Annotated in this window: 17 protein-coding genes; 15 read left to right on the top strand and 2 right to left on the bottom strand. The window is 68.5% G+C overall.

Annotated elements, in window-relative coordinates:
- Genes LF41_RS16410 through LF41_RS04120 form a run of 8 tightly spaced genes read left to right on the top strand, consistent with a single transcriptional unit; the run spans position 1 to position 6703 of the window.
- Positions 1–147, top strand: a complete 147-nt coding sequence (locus LF41_RS16410) for a cbb3-type cytochrome oxidase subunit 3 (RefSeq protein WP_084073367.1) — start codon at positions 1–3, stop codon at positions 145–147.
- Positions 144–1094, top strand: a complete 951-nt coding sequence (gene ccoP, locus LF41_RS04150) for a cytochrome-c oxidase, cbb3-type subunit III (RefSeq protein WP_237577642.1) — start codon at positions 144–146, stop codon at positions 1092–1094. The genes LF41_RS16410 and ccoP overlap by 4 nt, the downstream gene beginning before the upstream one ends.
- Positions 1091–1375: a hypothetical protein gene (locus LF41_RS04145; protein ID WP_036166331.1), complete on the top strand. Its 285-nt coding sequence runs from the start codon at positions 1091–1093 to the stop codon at positions 1373–1375. The genes ccoP and LF41_RS04145 overlap by 4 nt, the downstream gene beginning before the upstream one ends.
- Positions 1375–2925, top strand: a complete 1551-nt coding sequence (locus LF41_RS04140) for a 4Fe-4S dicluster domain-containing protein (protein ID WP_338037843.1) — start codon at positions 1375–1377, stop codon at positions 2923–2925. The genes LF41_RS04145 and LF41_RS04140 overlap by 1 nt, the downstream gene beginning before the upstream one ends.
- Positions 2922–3419 carry a FixH family protein gene (locus LF41_RS04135; protein WP_084073365.1) on the top strand — a complete coding sequence of 166 codons (498 nt, stop codon included), beginning with the start codon at positions 2922–2924 and terminating at the stop codon, positions 3417–3419. Before LF41_RS04140 ends, LF41_RS04135 begins: the two co-directional genes overlap by 4 nt.
- Positions 3416–5827 carry a heavy metal translocating P-type ATPase gene (locus LF41_RS04130; RefSeq protein ID WP_036166328.1) on the top strand — a complete coding sequence of 804 codons (2412 nt, stop codon included), beginning with the start codon at positions 3416–3418 and terminating at the stop codon, positions 5825–5827. The genes LF41_RS04135 and LF41_RS04130 overlap by 4 nt, the downstream gene beginning before the upstream one ends.
- Positions 5824–5994: a cbb3-type cytochrome oxidase assembly protein CcoS gene (gene ccoS, locus LF41_RS04125; RefSeq protein WP_036166325.1), complete on the top strand. Its 171-nt coding sequence runs from the start codon at positions 5824–5826 to the stop codon at positions 5992–5994. The genes LF41_RS04130 and ccoS overlap by 4 nt, the downstream gene beginning before the upstream one ends.
- Positions 5984–6703 carry a sulfite exporter TauE/SafE family protein gene (locus LF41_RS04120; protein WP_036166322.1) on the top strand — a complete coding sequence of 240 codons (720 nt, stop codon included), beginning with the start codon at positions 5984–5986 and terminating at the stop codon, positions 6701–6703. Before ccoS ends, LF41_RS04120 begins: the two co-directional genes overlap by 11 nt.
- On the opposite strand, the gene fnr is transcribed toward LF41_RS04120, so the two are convergent.
- Positions 6704–7462 carry a fumarate/nitrate reduction transcriptional regulator Fnr gene (gene fnr / locus LF41_RS04115; RefSeq protein ID WP_161786912.1) on the bottom strand — a complete coding sequence of 253 codons (759 nt, stop codon included), beginning with the start codon at positions 7460–7462 and terminating at the stop codon, positions 6704–6706.
- A 94-nt stretch (positions 7463–7556) separates the two neighbouring features.
- On the opposite strand from fnr, the gene LF41_RS04110 reads away from it, so the two are divergent.
- From LF41_RS04110 to LF41_RS04100, 3 genes are read left to right on the top strand one after another with little or no spacing between them, the layout of a single operon-like run.
- Positions 7557–8285: an MBL fold metallo-hydrolase gene (locus LF41_RS04110; protein ID WP_036166316.1), complete on the top strand. Its 729-nt coding sequence runs from the start codon at positions 7557–7559 to the stop codon at positions 8283–8285.
- 3 nt (positions 8286–8288) lie between these two features.
- The gene (locus LF41_RS04105; RefSeq protein WP_036166313.1) at positions 8289–8954 is read left to right on the top strand and encodes an SDR family oxidoreductase; all 666 of its coding nucleotides are present in this window, start codon (positions 8289–8291) and stop codon (positions 8952–8954) included.
- Positions 8955–8962: 8 nt separating this feature from the next.
- Positions 8963–9337, top strand: a complete 375-nt coding sequence (locus LF41_RS04100; RefSeq protein ID WP_152599881.1) for a hypothetical protein — start codon at positions 8963–8965, stop codon at positions 9335–9337.
- Between the two features lie 14 nt (positions 9338–9351).
- Here the strand turns inward: LF41_RS04100 and LF41_RS04095 are convergent, their stop codons facing one another.
- Complete coding sequence (locus LF41_RS04095; protein WP_084073348.1) at positions 9352–10296, bottom strand: YihY/virulence factor BrkB family protein; 945 nt, start codon at positions 10294–10296, stop codon at positions 9352–9354.
- A gap of 148 nt (positions 10297–10444) precedes the next feature.
- On the opposite strand from LF41_RS04095, the gene katG reads away from it, so the two are divergent.
- The 4 genes from katG (at position 10445) to LF41_RS04075 (ending at position 14736) form a co-directional block, all read left to right on the top strand.
- Complete coding sequence (gene katG / locus LF41_RS04090) at positions 10445–12613, top strand: catalase/peroxidase HPI (RefSeq protein WP_036166306.1); 2169 nt, start codon at positions 10445–10447, stop codon at positions 12611–12613.
- A 101-nt stretch (positions 12614–12714) separates the two neighbouring features.
- Positions 12715–13326 carry a TetR/AcrR family transcriptional regulator gene (locus LF41_RS04085; RefSeq protein WP_052116120.1) on the top strand — a complete coding sequence of 204 codons (612 nt, stop codon included), beginning with the start codon at positions 12715–12717 and terminating at the stop codon, positions 13324–13326.
- On the top strand, positions 13323–13751 hold the full coding sequence (locus tag LF41_RS04080) for a GFA family protein (RefSeq protein WP_036166302.1): 429 nt from the start codon (positions 13323–13325) through the stop codon (positions 13749–13751). Before LF41_RS04085 ends, LF41_RS04080 begins: the two co-directional genes overlap by 4 nt.
- A gap of 124 nt (positions 13752–13875) precedes the next feature.
- Complete coding sequence (locus LF41_RS04075; protein ID WP_036166299.1) at positions 13876–14736, top strand: STAS domain-containing protein; 861 nt, start codon at positions 13876–13878, stop codon at positions 14734–14736.

The raw sequence follows: 14736 nt of genomic DNA, 5'->3' as shown, positions 1-14736 counted from the left end.
ATGGTCGCCGGCATCGTGACCGGGTTGTTGCTGGCCGTGTTCATCGGCGGATGGGCGTGGGCGTGGAGCCCGCGCCGGCGCGATGCGTTCGACGCCGCCGCACGATTGCCGCTGAAAGACGACGGCGGCGAAGGAGACGCGCCATGATGACCTCGGGCTGGTCGTGGTTCGTGATCGCGCTGGTCGCGCTCAACATCGTCGGCTGCGGCTGGCTGCTGTGGTGGACGGCCAAGCGCCGCCCGGGCGACCCGAAGCCGGAAGACACCAGTCACTACTGGGACGACGGCGACATCACCGAATACAACAAGCCGCTGCCGAAGTGGTGGATCAACCTGTTCTGGATCACGATCGCCTTCAGCGTCGGTTATCTGTTGTGGTTCCCGGGGCTCGGGTCGTTCGCCGGTTACGGCAAGTGGACGTCGTCGGAGGAACACGCGTTCCAGCAGTCGGCGGACAACGCGCGCCTGGAGGAAACCTTCGCGCCGTATCGCGGCAAGCCGATCGACGTCATCGCGCGCGATCCCGCCGCGCGCCAGTTGGGCCGCGCGATCTTCAACAACACCTGCGCGACGTGCCACGGCTCGTCGGCGCAGGGCGCGATCGGCTATCCCAACCTCACCGACGACATCTGGCATTGGGGCGGTACGCCCGACCGCGTGCTGCAGACGGTGCTCGACGGCCGCGAAGGCGTGATGCCCGAATGGGGCAAGGTGCTCACGGGCATGGGCGGCCCGCACGCAGTGAGCGACGTGGCGGCCTATGTGCGCGCGTTGCCGGATCCGGCCAATCGCATGCAGAACAACTACGGCGCCACGCGCGGCAAGGAATTGTTCGAGAACGTCTGCGCCGGTTGCCACGGCAAGGACGGCAAGGGCAAGACCGACATCGGCGCGCCCGATCTCACCGACGATTACTGGTTGTACGGCGACGACAGCGCGACGCTGCAGGCGACGATCGCGAACGGCCGCAAGGGCAGCATGCCGCCGCACCGCGCGTTGCTCGGCGAAACGCGCGCACGGCTGGTGGCCGCATACGTGTGGTCGCTGTCGCACCAGGAACCGGCGCGCACCGCCGCCGCGGGAGCGCAACGATGAGCGCCACCTTCGATCATCCGCCGCGCCCCGTGGCGCAACGCATCGGCGCCATCGCGTGGCCGAGTTTCTTCGCCGCGTGCATCGCGACGATGGTGTTCTTCGCCTTCGTCGACCCGATGGCGCTGCGCGACATCACCTTCCCGCACGTCGCGGTCGGCCGCGAGCTGGGGTACACGATCGGCTTCTTCCTGTTCTGGGCGGCCACCGCGTCGTCGAGCCTGTTCACCTGGTGGTTGCTGCGGCCGGGCAGCCGGTTCAATCGCCCCCTGCCGGACGCCTGATGATGTCGAAGGCCATCGACGCGGCGCTCGTCGAAGAGGCGGGGACGTTCTACGTCAGCGAGCGCAAGGTGTATCCGCGCGATGCGCCGGGACGCTTCGGGCGCCTGCGCGTCCTCGCGGTGGTGTGGTTGCTCGGCATGTTCTACGTCTTCCCGTGGCTGCGCTGGGGCGGGCGCCAGGCGGTGTTGTTCGACCTGCCGGCGCGCAAGTTCCATGTGTTCGGGCTGTCGTTCTGGCCGCAGGATTTCTTTTTCCTCGCGTTGCTGTTGATCGTCGCGGGCGTCGGGCTGTTCTTCTTCACCGCGATCGCCGGGCGCCTGTGGTGCGGGTACGCGTGCCCGCAGACGGTATGGACCGAAGCGTTCCTGTGGATCGAGCGTCGCTTCGAAGGCGATCGCGGCGCGCGCATGAAACTCGACGCGGCGCCGTGGTCGTTCGACAAGCTGTGGCGCAAGGGCGGCAAGCACGTCGCGTGGGCCGTGTTCGCACTGTGGACGGGGTTCACCTTCGTCGGCTTCTTCACCCCCATCCGCGACCTCGCCGCGCGTGCGGTGCCCTTCGCGTGGGGCGGATGGGAAACCTTCTGGGTGTTGTTCTACGCGTTGGCGACCTGGGGAAACGCCGGCTTCCTGCGCGAACAGGTGTGCAAGTACATGTGTCCGTACGCGCGCTTCCAGAGCGCGATGTTCGACCGCGACACGCTGCTCATCGCCTACGACCCGATGCGCGGCGAACCGCGCGGCCCGCGTCGCCGTGGGTTGGCGAGCGTGCTCGAACGCGCGCGCGGCCTGCTGTCGTTGCCCGACGCGACGGAGTACGTGCGCCGTGCCGCGTTGTTCCCGTCGGCGGCCACCGCGAGCCTGCATGCGCGCGGCACGATCACCTTCGATGCGGGCCCGGCCGAACCGCTGCCGAAATTCGAACCCGTGGAGCTGGGCGATTGCATCGACTGCACGATGTGCGTGCAGGTGTGCCCGACCGGCATCGACATCCGCAACGGCCTGCAATACGAGTGCATCGCGTGTGGTGCATGCGTGGATGCGTGCGACCAGGTGATGGGCAAGCTCGGGTATCCGCGCGGGCTCATCCGCTACACGACGCAACATGCGGTGGACGGCAAGCGCACGCGCCTGTTGCGGCCGCGGGTGTTCCTCTACGGCGGGATCCTCGCGGCGATGTGCATCGCGTTCGTGGCGGGCATCGCGATGCGCGCACCGTTCACGGTCGAAGCGCTGCGCGATCGCAACGCGCTGTATCGCACGACGGACGCCGGCATCGAGAACGGATACACGCTGAAGATCGCCAACAAGCGCGATGAAGCGCACCGGTTCGCGATCACGTTGTCCTCCGGCACGCCGGGCCTGGCCCTGCGCCGCGCGCCCGTCCTCACGATTCCCGCCGGCGAGGTGGCCACGGTGCCGGTCACCGTGGCCGGCCCCTCGACGCTCTCGGGCCGGCGCGACGTGCGCTTCGAGGTGTCCGCGCTCGACGGCGATCCGCGTACCACCCAAATAGTAGACAGCACGTTTTTCGGGCCCGTGTCGCGATGAATCGTCGTCCGCCTTCGGCTTGGCGCCAGCCCCTGGTCTGGCTGGTCTTTTCGCTTCCGGCGATGTCGATCGTGGCCGGCTTCGCACTGCTGGCGCTGGCGCAAGGGCCTGTCGACTCCGTCGCCGACCCCGTGCAGCGCACGGCACAGGTGCAGGACGCCGATCTCTCCCCGGACCTCGAAGCGCGACGGATGGGGTTGTCGGCGCGCATCCACCGCGTCGGGTTCGTGCTCGATGTCATTCCGATGGGTGCCGGCTTCGACCGCGCGGCTCGGCTCGATCTGGTGTTGCGCCATCCGGTGGCCGCCGCGCAGGACCGGCGCGTCGCGCTGTCGCCATCGGTGGCGGGGTGGAGCGGGCGCATCGACGGATTCGACGACGAACACGATTGGGTGCTCGAACTGGCGCCGCCGGATCGCCGCTGGCGATTGCGCGGACGCTGGCAGGCGCACGCGGCGCAAGCGGAGGTCGGGCCCGCGTTGGGTGGACGATGAACGCGATCGCCGCCACGGCGCAGGCCGGCGCCGACGCCGACGCCGCATGCTTCCATTGCAACGAACCGACGTCCGCCCTGTCGCCCCGAGTCGCGATCGACGGTGTCGAGCGTGCCTTCTGTTGCGAAGGGTGCGCCGCCGCCGCGCAATGGATTCGCGACGCGCGTCTGGGCGATTACTACCGCTTGCGCAGTGAAGCCGCGGGCCGCGTCGATGCGGACGCCGGGGACCTGACGTGCTGGGATCGCGAAGACATCCTCGCCGGCCACGCGCGCGCGGTGCCGGGCGGCCGCGAACTGATCCTGCTCACCGACGGCATGCGCTGCGCGGCGTGCGCATGGTTGATCGACCGCGCGCTGCGCCGCGAACCCGGCGTGCTCGACGTGTCCGCCAACGCCGTCACCGGACGCATCCGCATCGCCTGGGATCCGGCGCGCACCGCCTTGTCGGCGCCGCTGCGTCGACTGGCGTCGCTCGGCTATCGGCCGTGGCTCGCGACGGGCACGGAACGCGAACGCGCGCGCATCGCCGAACGCAATCGCGCGCTGCTGCGCCTGGGCGTCGCCGGCCTCGGCGCCGTGCAGGCAATGATGTTCACCGAAGCCTTGTACCTCGATACCACCGGCGCGATGTCGCACCCGATGCGCGATTTCCTGCGCTGGATCGCGTTCCTCGTCGCCACGCCCGTCGTGTTCTGGTCCGGCTGGACGTTCCTTTCCGGATGCCTGCGCGAGTTGCGCGAACGACGGCTCGGTGCGGACACGCTGGTCGCCACCTCGGTGCTGCTTGCGTACTTCGCGAGTCTGTACGCGACGCTGACCGGCGCGCCGCACGTCTGGTACGACGCGGCGGTGATGTTCGTCTTCCTGTTGCTGGCCGCGCGCATGCTGGAACAACGCGCGCGTGCGGCCGCGACGGCGCGCGTCGATGCGCTGGCGCGCGCGCGTCCCGCATTCGCCGTGCGCGAACGCGACGGACACCGCGAGACGATTCCGCTCGATGCGTTGCAGCCGGGCGACATCGCCTGCGTTGCCGCGGGCGCGGGCGTTCCCGCGGATGGCGACCTGCTCGACGCGCAGGCGTGGTTCGAGGAATCGCTGCTGACCGGCGAATCGACGCCCGTGCACAAACGGGCCGGCGATCCGGTGTTCGCGGGCACCGCGTGCCGCGACGTGCCGGCGCGCGTGCGCGTCGCGTCCGTCGGCACGGCGACGCGCTTGTCGCAACTTGCGGCCCTCGTCGAACGCGCGCAGGCCCATCGGCCCGCGATCGCGCGGATGGCCGATCGCGTCGCGATGGGATTCGTCGCGGTGCTGCTTGTCGTCGCGACGCTCGTCTACTTCGCATGGCGTGCGCACGCGCCGGATCGCGCGCTGGATGTCGTGCTCGCGCTGCTCGTCGTCAGTTGCCCTTGCGCGTTGTCGCTCGCGATCCCGACGGCGCTCGCGGCGGCCAACGGGGCGTTGGCGCGCATGGGCGTGTTGCCTGCGGGCGCCGATGCGCTGGATCGACTCGCCCGCGCGACGGACGTGGTGTTCGACAAGACCGGCACGCTGGGCGATGCGGTGCCGACGCTCGCGCAAGCCGCGGTGTTCGGCGACATGACGCGCGACCGCGCACTGCAGATCGCGGCGGCGCTCGAACGCGACAGTCATCATCCGCTGGCGTCGACCTTCGCACCGTATCGCGACGTGGCGTGCCGGATCGAAACCACGCGCACGCTGCCGGGGCAGGGCGTGCAGGGCATCGTCGATGGCATCGGCTGGCGCCTGGGCCATGCACCGTTCGCGACGGGCGGCATCGACGACGGCGCGTTGTGGCTAGGCGATGGCGCGAAGGCGTCCGCACGGTTCGACGTGCGCGAGCGTCCGCGGGCGGATGCCGCGTCGACGCTCGACGCATTGCGCGCGCAGGGCCTTGCGCTGCACCTGTGCAGCGGCGATGGCCACGCGGCGGTCGCGCGTTTCGCGGAGACGTTGCGCTTCGACGACACGCGCGCGCGCCAGGCGCCGGAAGACAAGCTCGCATTCGTACGCGCGCTGCAGTCGCAAGGACGCCGCGTGGCGATGGTCGGCGACGGATTGAACGATGCGCCGGTGCTCGCCGGCGCCGACGTCTCCATCGCCGTGGCCGATGGCGCGGCGCTCGCGCAACGCGCGGCGGATCTCGTGCTCGCGACGCGATCGCTGCAGCGCATTCCCGAGGCGTTCGCGCTCGCACGCGATACGCGTCGCATCATTCGGCAGAATCTCGCCTGGGCGGTCGGCTGGAACCTCGTCGCGTTGCCGGTCGCGGCGTTCGGCCTGGTCACGCCGTGGATCGCGGCGCTCGGCATGGCGCTGTCGTCGCTGACGGTGACGCTCAACGCGCTGCGCCTGGGCCGCGACCGAAAGGCGCTCCGCGCATGAACATCCTGTTGCTGCTCGTGCCGTTGGCGTTGATGTTGCTGATCGTGGCGATCGTCGCGTTCGCGTGGGCGGTGCGCGGCGGGCAGTTCGAGGATCTCGACACGCCCGCGCTGTCGATCCTCGCGGACGAAGACGCGCCGCCGCAGGAGCCGCGCGATGACGCTTGACTGGCTCGTGCTCGGCGGTGCGCTGCTTACCGGCCTGCTCGGCGGCGCGCATTGCGCCGCGATGTGCGGCGGCATCGCGACCGGGCTGTCGATCGGACAACGCGGTGGATGGTGGATCGCGGCGCAACCGAACCTCGGGCGCATCGCGGGCTACGTCATCGCCGGCGCGCTGGCCGGCGGCGTCGGCCAGGCCGTGCTCGATGTCGCGCGCGTGCCGGGACTGGTGGTCGCCTCGCGCGCGGCCGTGGGCATCGTGCTGGTACTTGCGGCGTTGCGGTTGCTCGATCGCAGCGGGCGCTTGTCGTTCCTCGCGCTGCCGGGCGCGGGCCTGTGGCAACGCCTGCGTCCGTTGCAACGCCGGTTGTTGCCAGCGGACACCGCGGGCAAGCGCATCGGGCTCGGCGTGCTGTGGGGCTGGATGCCGTGCGGGCTGAGCACGCAATTGCTCGTCGCCGCGTGGCTGCAGGCGAGTGCCTGGCACGGCGCGCTGACGATGCTCGCTTTCGGCCTGGCGACCTTGCCGGTGATGCTGCCCCTCACGTGGGCTGGCGCGCGGTTCGGGCAACGATTGCAACGCGGCGCGTGGCGCACCGGATCGGCGATGGTCGTGTTGTTCGCGGGACTGGCGACGCTCGCCGGACCGTGGCTCGTGCAAGTGCCCGCGTTGCACGGGGCATTGCAAGCCCTGGGATGCCGCAGCCTGGCGTGATCAGCCGTGGAGGCGGTTGCGCGGCTCGATCGGTTCGGGGTGATGGGCGAGGCGTTCCAGCGCCGCACGGTCGCGGATCTCCACGCGCCGCCCTTCCACCGCAATGACGCCGTCGTCCTGCAAACGCGTGAAGCCGCGGCTCACCGTTTCCAGCGCGAGCCCGAGGAAGCGCGCGATGTCCTCGCGGCTCATCGGCAGGCGGAACTCCAGCGCGGATTGGCCGATGTGGCGGAAGCGCTCCGACAGCCCATGCAGGAACAAGGCGATGCGCTCGGACGCCTGCCGGCGCGCGAGCATGTCGAGGTGATCCTGGTCGCGTCCCACGCTGCGACCGATGACGCGCAGCAACTGATGCTGCAGGCCGGGCACCTGCGAAGCGATGTCGGCCAGCTGGTCGAACGGCACCTCGCACACGTTCGCCGTCGTCAGCGCGACCGCATCGCATCGATGCAGGTCCGCCCCGAGCGCATCCAGGCCGATCAATTCGCCCGGCAAATGAAAGCCGACGACGCGCTCCTCGCCGTCTTCGCTGATCGACACGGTCTTGAACGCGCCATCGCGCGCCACGTACACCGCCTCGAGCGGATCGCCCATGCGGAACAACGACTCTCCGCGCGCGATGGGCCGCCTGCGCCGCACGATCGAGTCCAGCTGCTTCAACCCCTCCACGCCGATGCCCGCGGGCAGGCACAACTGCTGCAGGGAGCAGTGCGCGCATCCCTTGCGGAGCATCTGGAGGTCGAGGACGGGGGCGGCCACGGATGAGATTGTAGCCCCCCGCGCCAGGGCGGGCCGGAAGATCGCGCAAGGGACGTTTGCAACAGCTGTCCGACCCCACCAGCGAGGCCGCGCGATGTCCGTCATCAACCCCGAGACCGGGACCAACGTCCACGAGATCGCCGAGCGCATCTATCGCATCAGCACGCCCATCGACCTGCCGGACGGGACCGCGTTTTCGTTCAACCAGTACCTCATCGACGACGACGAACCCTTGCTCTTCCATACGGGCCTGCGGCAGCTGTTTCCGTTCGTGCTCGAAGGCGTCGAGAGCATCCTGCCCGTGACGCGGTTGCGGCACGTCGCCTTCTCGCACGTCGAGGCCGACGAGTGCGGCGCGCTCAACGATTGGCTGGCGGTCGCGCCGCAGGCCGCGCCGTTGTGCGGGACGATCGCGGCCATCGTGTCCGTCAACGACCTCGCCGACCGGGCACCGCGCGCGCTCGCCGACGGCGAAGCGTTGTCGCTCGGCCAGCACACCGTGCGCTGGATCGACGCGCCGCACCTGCCGCACGGATGGGAATGCGGATTCCTGATGGAGGAACGCACGGGCACGATGTTGTCCGGCGACCTGTTCACGCAACCCGGCCGCGGCCTGCCCGCGCTCACGGACACCGACATCCTCGGGCCGAGCGAAGCCTTCCGCGGCGCGATGGATTATTTCTCGCACAGCAAGAACGCGGGCGAATTGCTGGAAAAGCTCGCGCGCCACAACCCGACGACGCTCGCGTGCATGCACGGTAGTGCGTGGCGCGGCGATGGGGCATCCTTGCTGCGGGCCCTCGCGGGCGAACTGGCGCGGTGAACGATGGGCAAGACAATCCTGGTCACGGGCGCGAATCGCGGTATCGGATTGGCGCTGGCTCGGCAGTTCGCATCGCGCGGCGACCGCGTGATCGGCGTCTGCCGAAACGCGAGCGATGCGCTGGCGTCGACCGGCGCGCGCGTCGAGGCGGGCGTCGACGTCACCGACCAGGCGGCCGTGCAACAGCTCGCGCAACGCCTGCGCGATGAACGCATCGACGTGCTCGTCGCCAACGCCGGCATCCTCGAACGCGATGGGCTCGATCCGCTGGACATCGACGCGATCCGCCGCCAGTTCGAAGTCAACGCGCTCGGCCCGCTGATCGTGGTGCGCGCGTTGCGCGATTCCCTCGCCACCGGCGCGAAGGTCGCGCTGATGACCAGCCGCATGGGCTCGATGGAAGACAACACGTCGGGCGGCTACTACGGCTATCGCGCGTCGAAGGCGGCGCTCAACGCGATCGGCAAGTCGCTGTCGCTCGACCTCGCGCCGCGCGGCGTGTCGGTCGTGCTGCTGCATCCGGGATACGTGGCCACCGACATGGTCGGCGGCGCAGGCGATGTCACGCCCGACCAGGCGGCTTCGCAACTGATCGCGCGCATCGACGCGCTGACGCCCGAGCGTTCCGGCACGTTCCAGCATGCGAACGGGTCGAGCCTGCCGTGGTGAGCCCGTCGATGCGCCTCGCCGTCGCCGCGCTGCTGGCGGCTGCCGCTGCCTGTTGCAGCGCCGGCGAAGCGAAGACCGCCGACTATCGTTCGCCGGACGGGAAGATCGCGCTGCGCCTGGATCTGCGCGATGCGCGCCGCGTCGCTTACGCGCTCACCGTCGAAGGCGCCAACCACGCAGGCACCGCGGACCTGGTCGCAGGCGACCCGGAAATCATCGAGGACGGTGAGTTGAACTACGTGCCGGCGCGCCAGTTCATCGACGCGCGCGATTGCTGGGTGAACATCAAGGTCGCGGAAGGCGACAAGTGGGTCGTGCTCGCCGAACATGCGTGTCCTTTCGCGCTGCCGGACGACGGGCTCCTGCTACGCCGTTCCGACTGATCGGCCGTCGACCGTCACGCGCCGGTTTTCATCTTCGCCTTCGCACCCGCTTTCGCCCCACCGTGTTCGTCGAGCACCGCGGTGACCAGCGCGCCGAGGAACACGATCACCGCCGCGTAATAGATCCACACCAGCGCGAGCACGAGCGTGCCCATCGAGCCGTATGCCACGCCCGGCGAGGATCGCGCGAGGTACCACGCGATCGCCGCGCGGCCGAGCACGAACAACAACGCCGTGATCGCGCCGCCCTGCAACGAACGCCGCCATCCGACGTTGCGGTCGGGCAGGTACTGGTACATCAATGCGAAGCCGATGGCGTACACCAGGCCCGCCGCAATGCTCGCCACCACCGGCAGCATCCATTCGAACCGCCCGAACGCGACCTGCAGCACCGTGGTGATCGTCATCGAGATCAACAACAGGAAGCCCAGCGCGAACACCAGCCCCAGCGAGAACACGCGCTTGCGCAGCCACGCCTTGATGCCTTCCAGGTGCGCGGCCTCCGTGCGGAAGATCTTGTTGAGCGCGTCCTGCAACTGCGCGAACACCGCCGTGGCGCCGACGAACAACAACGCCAGGCTCCACCATCCCGCGATCGAACCGGTATCAGGCCGCGCTTCCGCGTTCGCGATGATGGTGCGCGCGACGCCTTCGGCCTCCGCGCCCACCAGCAATGCGATCTGCCCCATCACCGCGTCCTGCGCGCCGGGCAACAACGCCGACACCAACCACACCAGCAACAGCAGCAACGGCGCGAGCGAGAGCAACGCATACAGGGCCAGCGCCGCCGATTGGGTCATCACATCGGCGTCGAGGAAGCGGCGCAACATGGCGCCCGCGACGCTCCCCTGCGCGCGGCGGACGATGGCCGCGACGGAGGGTTTGCGTTTCGAACGGCCGCTGCGCTCGCGCGGCGCCGTGGCTTTGGTCGGATCGAGGGCTTTCGCGAGTTTTGCCATGGCCCCAGCAAGCCAGTGCGCGCGTGAAGGCACGATGGCGATTCAGCGCGGCTATCGGCTCGATTCGAACATTCGATTTTCCCGATGGGAAGCACAGGCATAACGTCCCAGTGATCCCCCGCCACCGGCCATGACAAGGAGCCGCCCCATGAACGAGATGTCGAAGTGCCCCGTGATGGCCCACCGCAAGACGCGGAACAACTCGCATTGGTGGCCGGACCAGCTCAACCTCGATGTGCTGCACCAGGCCAAGTTGTCCGACCCGAACCTCGAGGACTTCGACTACAAAGCCGAGTTCAAGACGCTCGACCTCGATGCGGTCGTGAAGGACCTCAACGACCTGATGACCGATTCGCAGGACTGGTGGCCCGCCGACTACGGCCACTACGGTCCGTTCTTCATCCGCATGGCGTGGCACGCCGCGGGCACGTACCGCATCTTCGACGGGCGCGGCGGTGCGCGCTCGGGCGAACAACGCTTCGCGCCGCTCAACAGCTGGCCGGACAACGGCAACCTCGACAAGGCGCGTCGCCTGCTGTGGCCGATCAAGCAGAAGTACGGCCGCAAGTTGTCGTGGGCCGACCTGATGATCCTCGCGGGCAACGTCGCGATCCAATCCATGGGCGGCCCGATCTTCGGATTCGGCGGCGGCCGCGAGGACGTGTGGGAACCGCAGCCCATCGACTGGGGCCCGGAGTCCACCTGGCTCGGCGACGAGCGTTACAGCGGCGACCGTGAGCTCGCCAATCCCTTCGGCGCGGTGCAGATGGGCCTGATCTACGTCAATCCGCAGGGGCCGAACGGCAATCCCGATCCGGTGGCGTCGGGCCGCGACATCCGCGAAACCTTCGCGCGCATGGCGATGAACGATTACGAGACCGTCGCGCTCGTCGCCGGCGGCCACACCTTCGGCAAGTGCCACGGCGCGGGCCCCGATTCGCACGTGGGCAATGACCCCGAAGGCGCGAACATCGAGGAACTCGGCTTCGGCTGGAAGAGCACGTTCGAAAGCGGCATCGCCGAACACGCGATCACCAGCGGCCTGGAAGGCGCGTGGACCGCAACCCCGACCAAGTGGGACATGAGCTACTTCGAAACCCTGTTCGGCAACGAATGGGAACTGACGAAGAGCCCGGCGGGCGCGCACCAATGGAAGCCGAAGGGCGATGCGAACCGCAACGTCCCCGACGCGCACGTCAAGGGCAAGGTGCACCAGCCGATGATGACGACCGCGGACCTCGCGATGCGTTTCGACCCGGCGTACGAAAAGATTTCGCGTCACTTCCTGGCCAACCCGGCGGAGTTCGCCGATGCGTTCGCGCGCGCGTGGTTCAAGCTCACGCATCGCGACATGGGGCCGAAGATCCGCTACCTCGGCAAGCTCGTGCCGAAGGAAGACCTGATCTGGCAGGATCCGCTGCCCAAGGCCGAGTCTTCGTCGATCGGCGAGGCGGACATCGCCTCGCTCAAGAAGCAGATCCTCGATTCCGGCCTGACGATCCCGCAATTGGTGAAGGCTGCCTGGGCGTCGGCGTCGACGTTCCGCGGCACGGACCTGCGCGGCGGCGCGAATGGCGCGCGCGTGCGCCTGGAACCGCAGAAGAACTTCGAAGCCAACGAACCGGCCGAACTCGACAAGGTGCTGTCGAAGCTCGACTCGATCCGCAGTGCGTCGGGGAAGAAGATTTCACTCGCCGACCTGATCGTGCTCGGCGGGAGCGCCGCGGTGGAAGCCGCCGCGCAAAAGGCGGGGCATGCGGTCACCGTGCCGTTCACGCCGGGCCGGAGCGATGCGACGGCCGAGCAGACCGACGCCGATTCGTTCCTCGTGCTGGAACCTGCACTCGACGGCTTCCGCAACTACGTGCGCAAGGGCGCGGAGAAACTCGCGGCGATCGCGTTGATCGACCGCGCGGCCTTGCTGACGTTGACCGCGCCGGAGATGACCGCGCTCGTCGGCGGCATGCGCGCACTCGGCGCCAACACCGGCAACACGAAACACGGCCAGTTCACCGATCGCGTCGGCACGCTGACGACCGACTTCTTCCACAACCTGCTCGACATGCGCACCGCGTGGAAACCGTCGGACAAGGAGCCCGGCGTGTTCGAAGGGACCGACCGCAGGAGCGGCGCGCTGAAGTGGACCGCCACGATGTCCGATTTGATCTTCGGTTCGAACTCGCAGTTGCGCGCGCTGGCCGAGGTGTACGCCGCCAGCGACGGCGAGAAGCACTTCGTGCAGGACTTCATCGCCGCGTGGACGAAGGTGATGGAGCTGGATCGGTTCGACCTGAAGTACCGGCAGGAAGCGCTGTAACGAAGTTCTCCCTCCCCTGCGAAAGCAGGGGAGGGATGCAAGACCCATACCCACACACGCCCTCGCTTGCCCTCCCTACCAATTGGTAGGCAAATGGGCGCATGCCCGAAACGCGCGCCAGGTTGCTCGCGGAAGCCGAGGTCCTCCTGCGGACCCGCGGCTACGCGGCCTTCAGTTACGCCGACCTCGCCGATCGCATCGCGATCCGCAAGGCCAGCATCCACCACCACTTCCCGACGAAGGAAGCGCTGCTCGCCGCGCTGGTGGATGAGTACCTCGCGCGCTTCGTCGCGAAGCTCGCGGAAATCGCGCATGCGCACGACGACGTGCGCGATCGCCTCCGCGCGTACGCGCACCTGTTCCTCGACGGCATCGAACACGGCCTGCTGCCGTTGTGCGGTGCATTGGCCGCCGAACGCGCCGCGCTGCCCGATTCGATGCGCCCGGTCGTCGCGCGCTTCTTCCGGTTGCACCTGGACTGGCTGATCGAACAACTCGATGCCGGCATCGCCGCCGGCACGATCGACGCGCGCGTCGATGCGAACGACACCGCGCACCTGCTGCTCGGCGCGCTCGAAGGCGGCAGCTTCGTCGCCTGGGCGCTCGATGAACCGGCGACGATGCTGCGCGCGTTCGATGCCGCGATGCAGTCGCTCACCCCGCAACGCACGGCGCCGGCGTCACGGCGCCCTTCCCCCAGGAGATCGTCATGACCACCACGTACCGCGGCACCTGCTTCTGCGGCGCCGTCGAAGTCGAAGCGACCGGCGCGCCGGTCGGCATGGGCTATTGCCATTGCAGCTCGTGCCGCAGTTGGGCCGCCGCGCCGGTGAACGCGTTCACGCTGTGGCAGCCCGACGCCGTGCGCGTGACGCGCGGCGCGGAATCGGTCGGCGAATACAGCAAGAATCCGACGAGCGAACGCCGCTACTGCACGCAATGCGGCGGACACTTGATGACCAACCATCCGCCGTTCGGGCTGATCGATGTCTATGCAGCCACGTTGCCGACGTTGAAGTTCGAACCCGGCGTGCACGTCAACTACGCGGAGACCGTGCTGCCGATGAAGGACGGCCTGCCGAAGATGCGGGATTTCCCGAAGGAGTTGGGCGGCAGCGGGGAAACGATTCCGGAGTGAACCGGCAACGCGCGCGCGATACAGCCGAGCGCGTGACGGAAGCGTCAAATTCCTTGTAAATCAAGGGCTTCCAATGCGAAAGCGCGGGCCGCATGATGCCCGCCTTTCACAGGGGAAACCAAGCATGGCCGTCCTGCACGCGCGTACCGTGGATGCGGTGCGCAAGAACGAATCGTCTCTGCTCACCCGTTGGACCCGCAATCTCGAAGACATCGGCGCGATGCGCGACGCGCGCATCTCGCCCGAAGAGATCAACAACCAGTCGCGCGATTTCCTGCGCCTGCTGGTCGCCGCTTCGTCGACCGCCGATTCGGCGAACCTCGAAGAGCGCGAGTGGGCCGACACGCGCGGCTTCCTCGAGAACCTCTCGCGCACTCGCGCACTGCAGGGCTTCGATTCGCAGAGCACCGCCGGCTTCATCTTCTCGCTCAAGCGCGCGCTGTTCGAGGAACTGCAGCGCGAGTACGCCGACGACCCGAAGGAACTCGCGAACCAGCTGTGGCTCGTGTCGGAGATGCTCGACGCGCTTGGCATGCACACCATCCGCACGTTCCAGAAGTCGCGCGAGGAAGTCATCGTGCGCCAGCAGGAAGACCTGCTCGAACTCTCCACGCCGGTGGTGAAGCTGTGGGAAGGCGTGCTGGCGCTGCCGATGATCGGCACGCTGGATTCGGCGCGTACGCAAGTCGTGATGGAATCGTTGCTGGAGCGCATCGTCGAAACGGGCGCGGAGATCGCCATCATCGACATCACCGGCGTGCCGACCGTCGACACGCTGGTCGCGCAGCACCTGCTCAAGACCGTCACCGCGATCCGCCTGATGGGCGCCGACGCGATCATCAGCGGCGTGCGTCCGCAGATCGCGCAGACCATCGTCCACCTGGGCCTGGATCTGCAGGGCATCGTCACCAAGGCCAACCTCGCCGATGCGCTCGCGCTGGCGATGCGCCGCCTGGACTTCCGCGTGTCGAAGGCCGAGGCCTGA

Origin of the sequence: Lysobacter dokdonensis DS-58 (assembly GCF_000770795.1) — a bacterium.
Taxonomy (GTDB): Bacteria; Pseudomonadota; Gammaproteobacteria; order Xanthomonadales; family Xanthomonadaceae; genus Noviluteimonas; species Noviluteimonas dokdonensis.
Note: the sequence above shows the minus strand (reverse complement) of the source record. Positions and strands in the feature narration are given on the sequence as shown.

What these genes read in the sequence shown, in the direction of transcription:
- LF41_RS04095 (WP_084073348.1), bottom strand. Translation starts at nt 10,296, where the DNA reads ATGGCAAAACTCGCGAAAGCCCTCGATCCGACCAAAGCCACGGCGCCG.
- ccoS (WP_036166325.1), top strand. Translation starts at nt 5,824, where the DNA reads ATGAACATCCTGTTGCTGCTCGTGCCGTTGGCGTTGATGTTGCTGATC.
- ccoP (WP_237577642.1), top strand. Translation starts at nt 144, where the DNA reads ATGATGACCTCGGGCTGGTCGTGGTTCGTGATCGCGCTGGTCGCGCTC.
- LF41_RS04120 (WP_036166322.1), top strand. Translation starts at nt 5,984, where the DNA reads ATGACGCTTGACTGGCTCGTGCTCGGCGGTGCGCTGCTTACCGGCCTG.
- LF41_RS04100 (WP_152599881.1), top strand. Translation starts at nt 8,963, where the DNA reads ATGCGCCTCGCCGTCGCCGCGCTGCTGGCGGCTGCCGCTGCCTGTTGC.
- LF41_RS04110 (WP_036166316.1), top strand. Translation starts at nt 7,557, where the DNA reads ATGTCCGTCATCAACCCCGAGACCGGGACCAACGTCCACGAGATCGCC.
- LF41_RS16410 (WP_084073367.1), top strand. Translation starts at nt 1, where the DNA reads ATGGTCGCCGGCATCGTGACCGGGTTGTTGCTGGCCGTGTTCATCGGC.
- LF41_RS04145 (WP_036166331.1), top strand. Translation starts at nt 1,091, where the DNA reads ATGAGCGCCACCTTCGATCATCCGCCGCGCCCCGTGGCGCAACGCATC.
- LF41_RS04135 (WP_084073365.1), top strand. Translation starts at nt 2,922, where the DNA reads ATGAATCGTCGTCCGCCTTCGGCTTGGCGCCAGCCCCTGGTCTGGCTG.
- LF41_RS04140 (WP_338037843.1), top strand. Translation starts at nt 1,375, where the DNA reads ATGATGTCGAAGGCCATCGACGCGGCGCTCGTCGAAGAGGCGGGGACG.
- LF41_RS04105 (WP_036166313.1), top strand. Translation starts at nt 8,289, where the DNA reads ATGGGCAAGACAATCCTGGTCACGGGCGCGAATCGCGGTATCGGATTG.
- LF41_RS04080 (WP_036166302.1), top strand. Translation starts at nt 13,323, where the DNA reads ATGACCACCACGTACCGCGGCACCTGCTTCTGCGGCGCCGTCGAAGTC.
- katG (WP_036166306.1), top strand. Translation starts at nt 10,445, where the DNA reads ATGAACGAGATGTCGAAGTGCCCCGTGATGGCCCACCGCAAGACGCGG.
- LF41_RS04075 (WP_036166299.1), top strand. Translation starts at nt 13,876, where the DNA reads ATGGCCGTCCTGCACGCGCGTACCGTGGATGCGGTGCGCAAGAACGAA.
- LF41_RS04085 (WP_052116120.1), top strand. Translation starts at nt 12,715, where the DNA reads ATGCCCGAAACGCGCGCCAGGTTGCTCGCGGAAGCCGAGGTCCTCCTG.
- LF41_RS04130 (WP_036166328.1), top strand. Translation starts at nt 3,416, where the DNA reads ATGAACGCGATCGCCGCCACGGCGCAGGCCGGCGCCGACGCCGACGCC.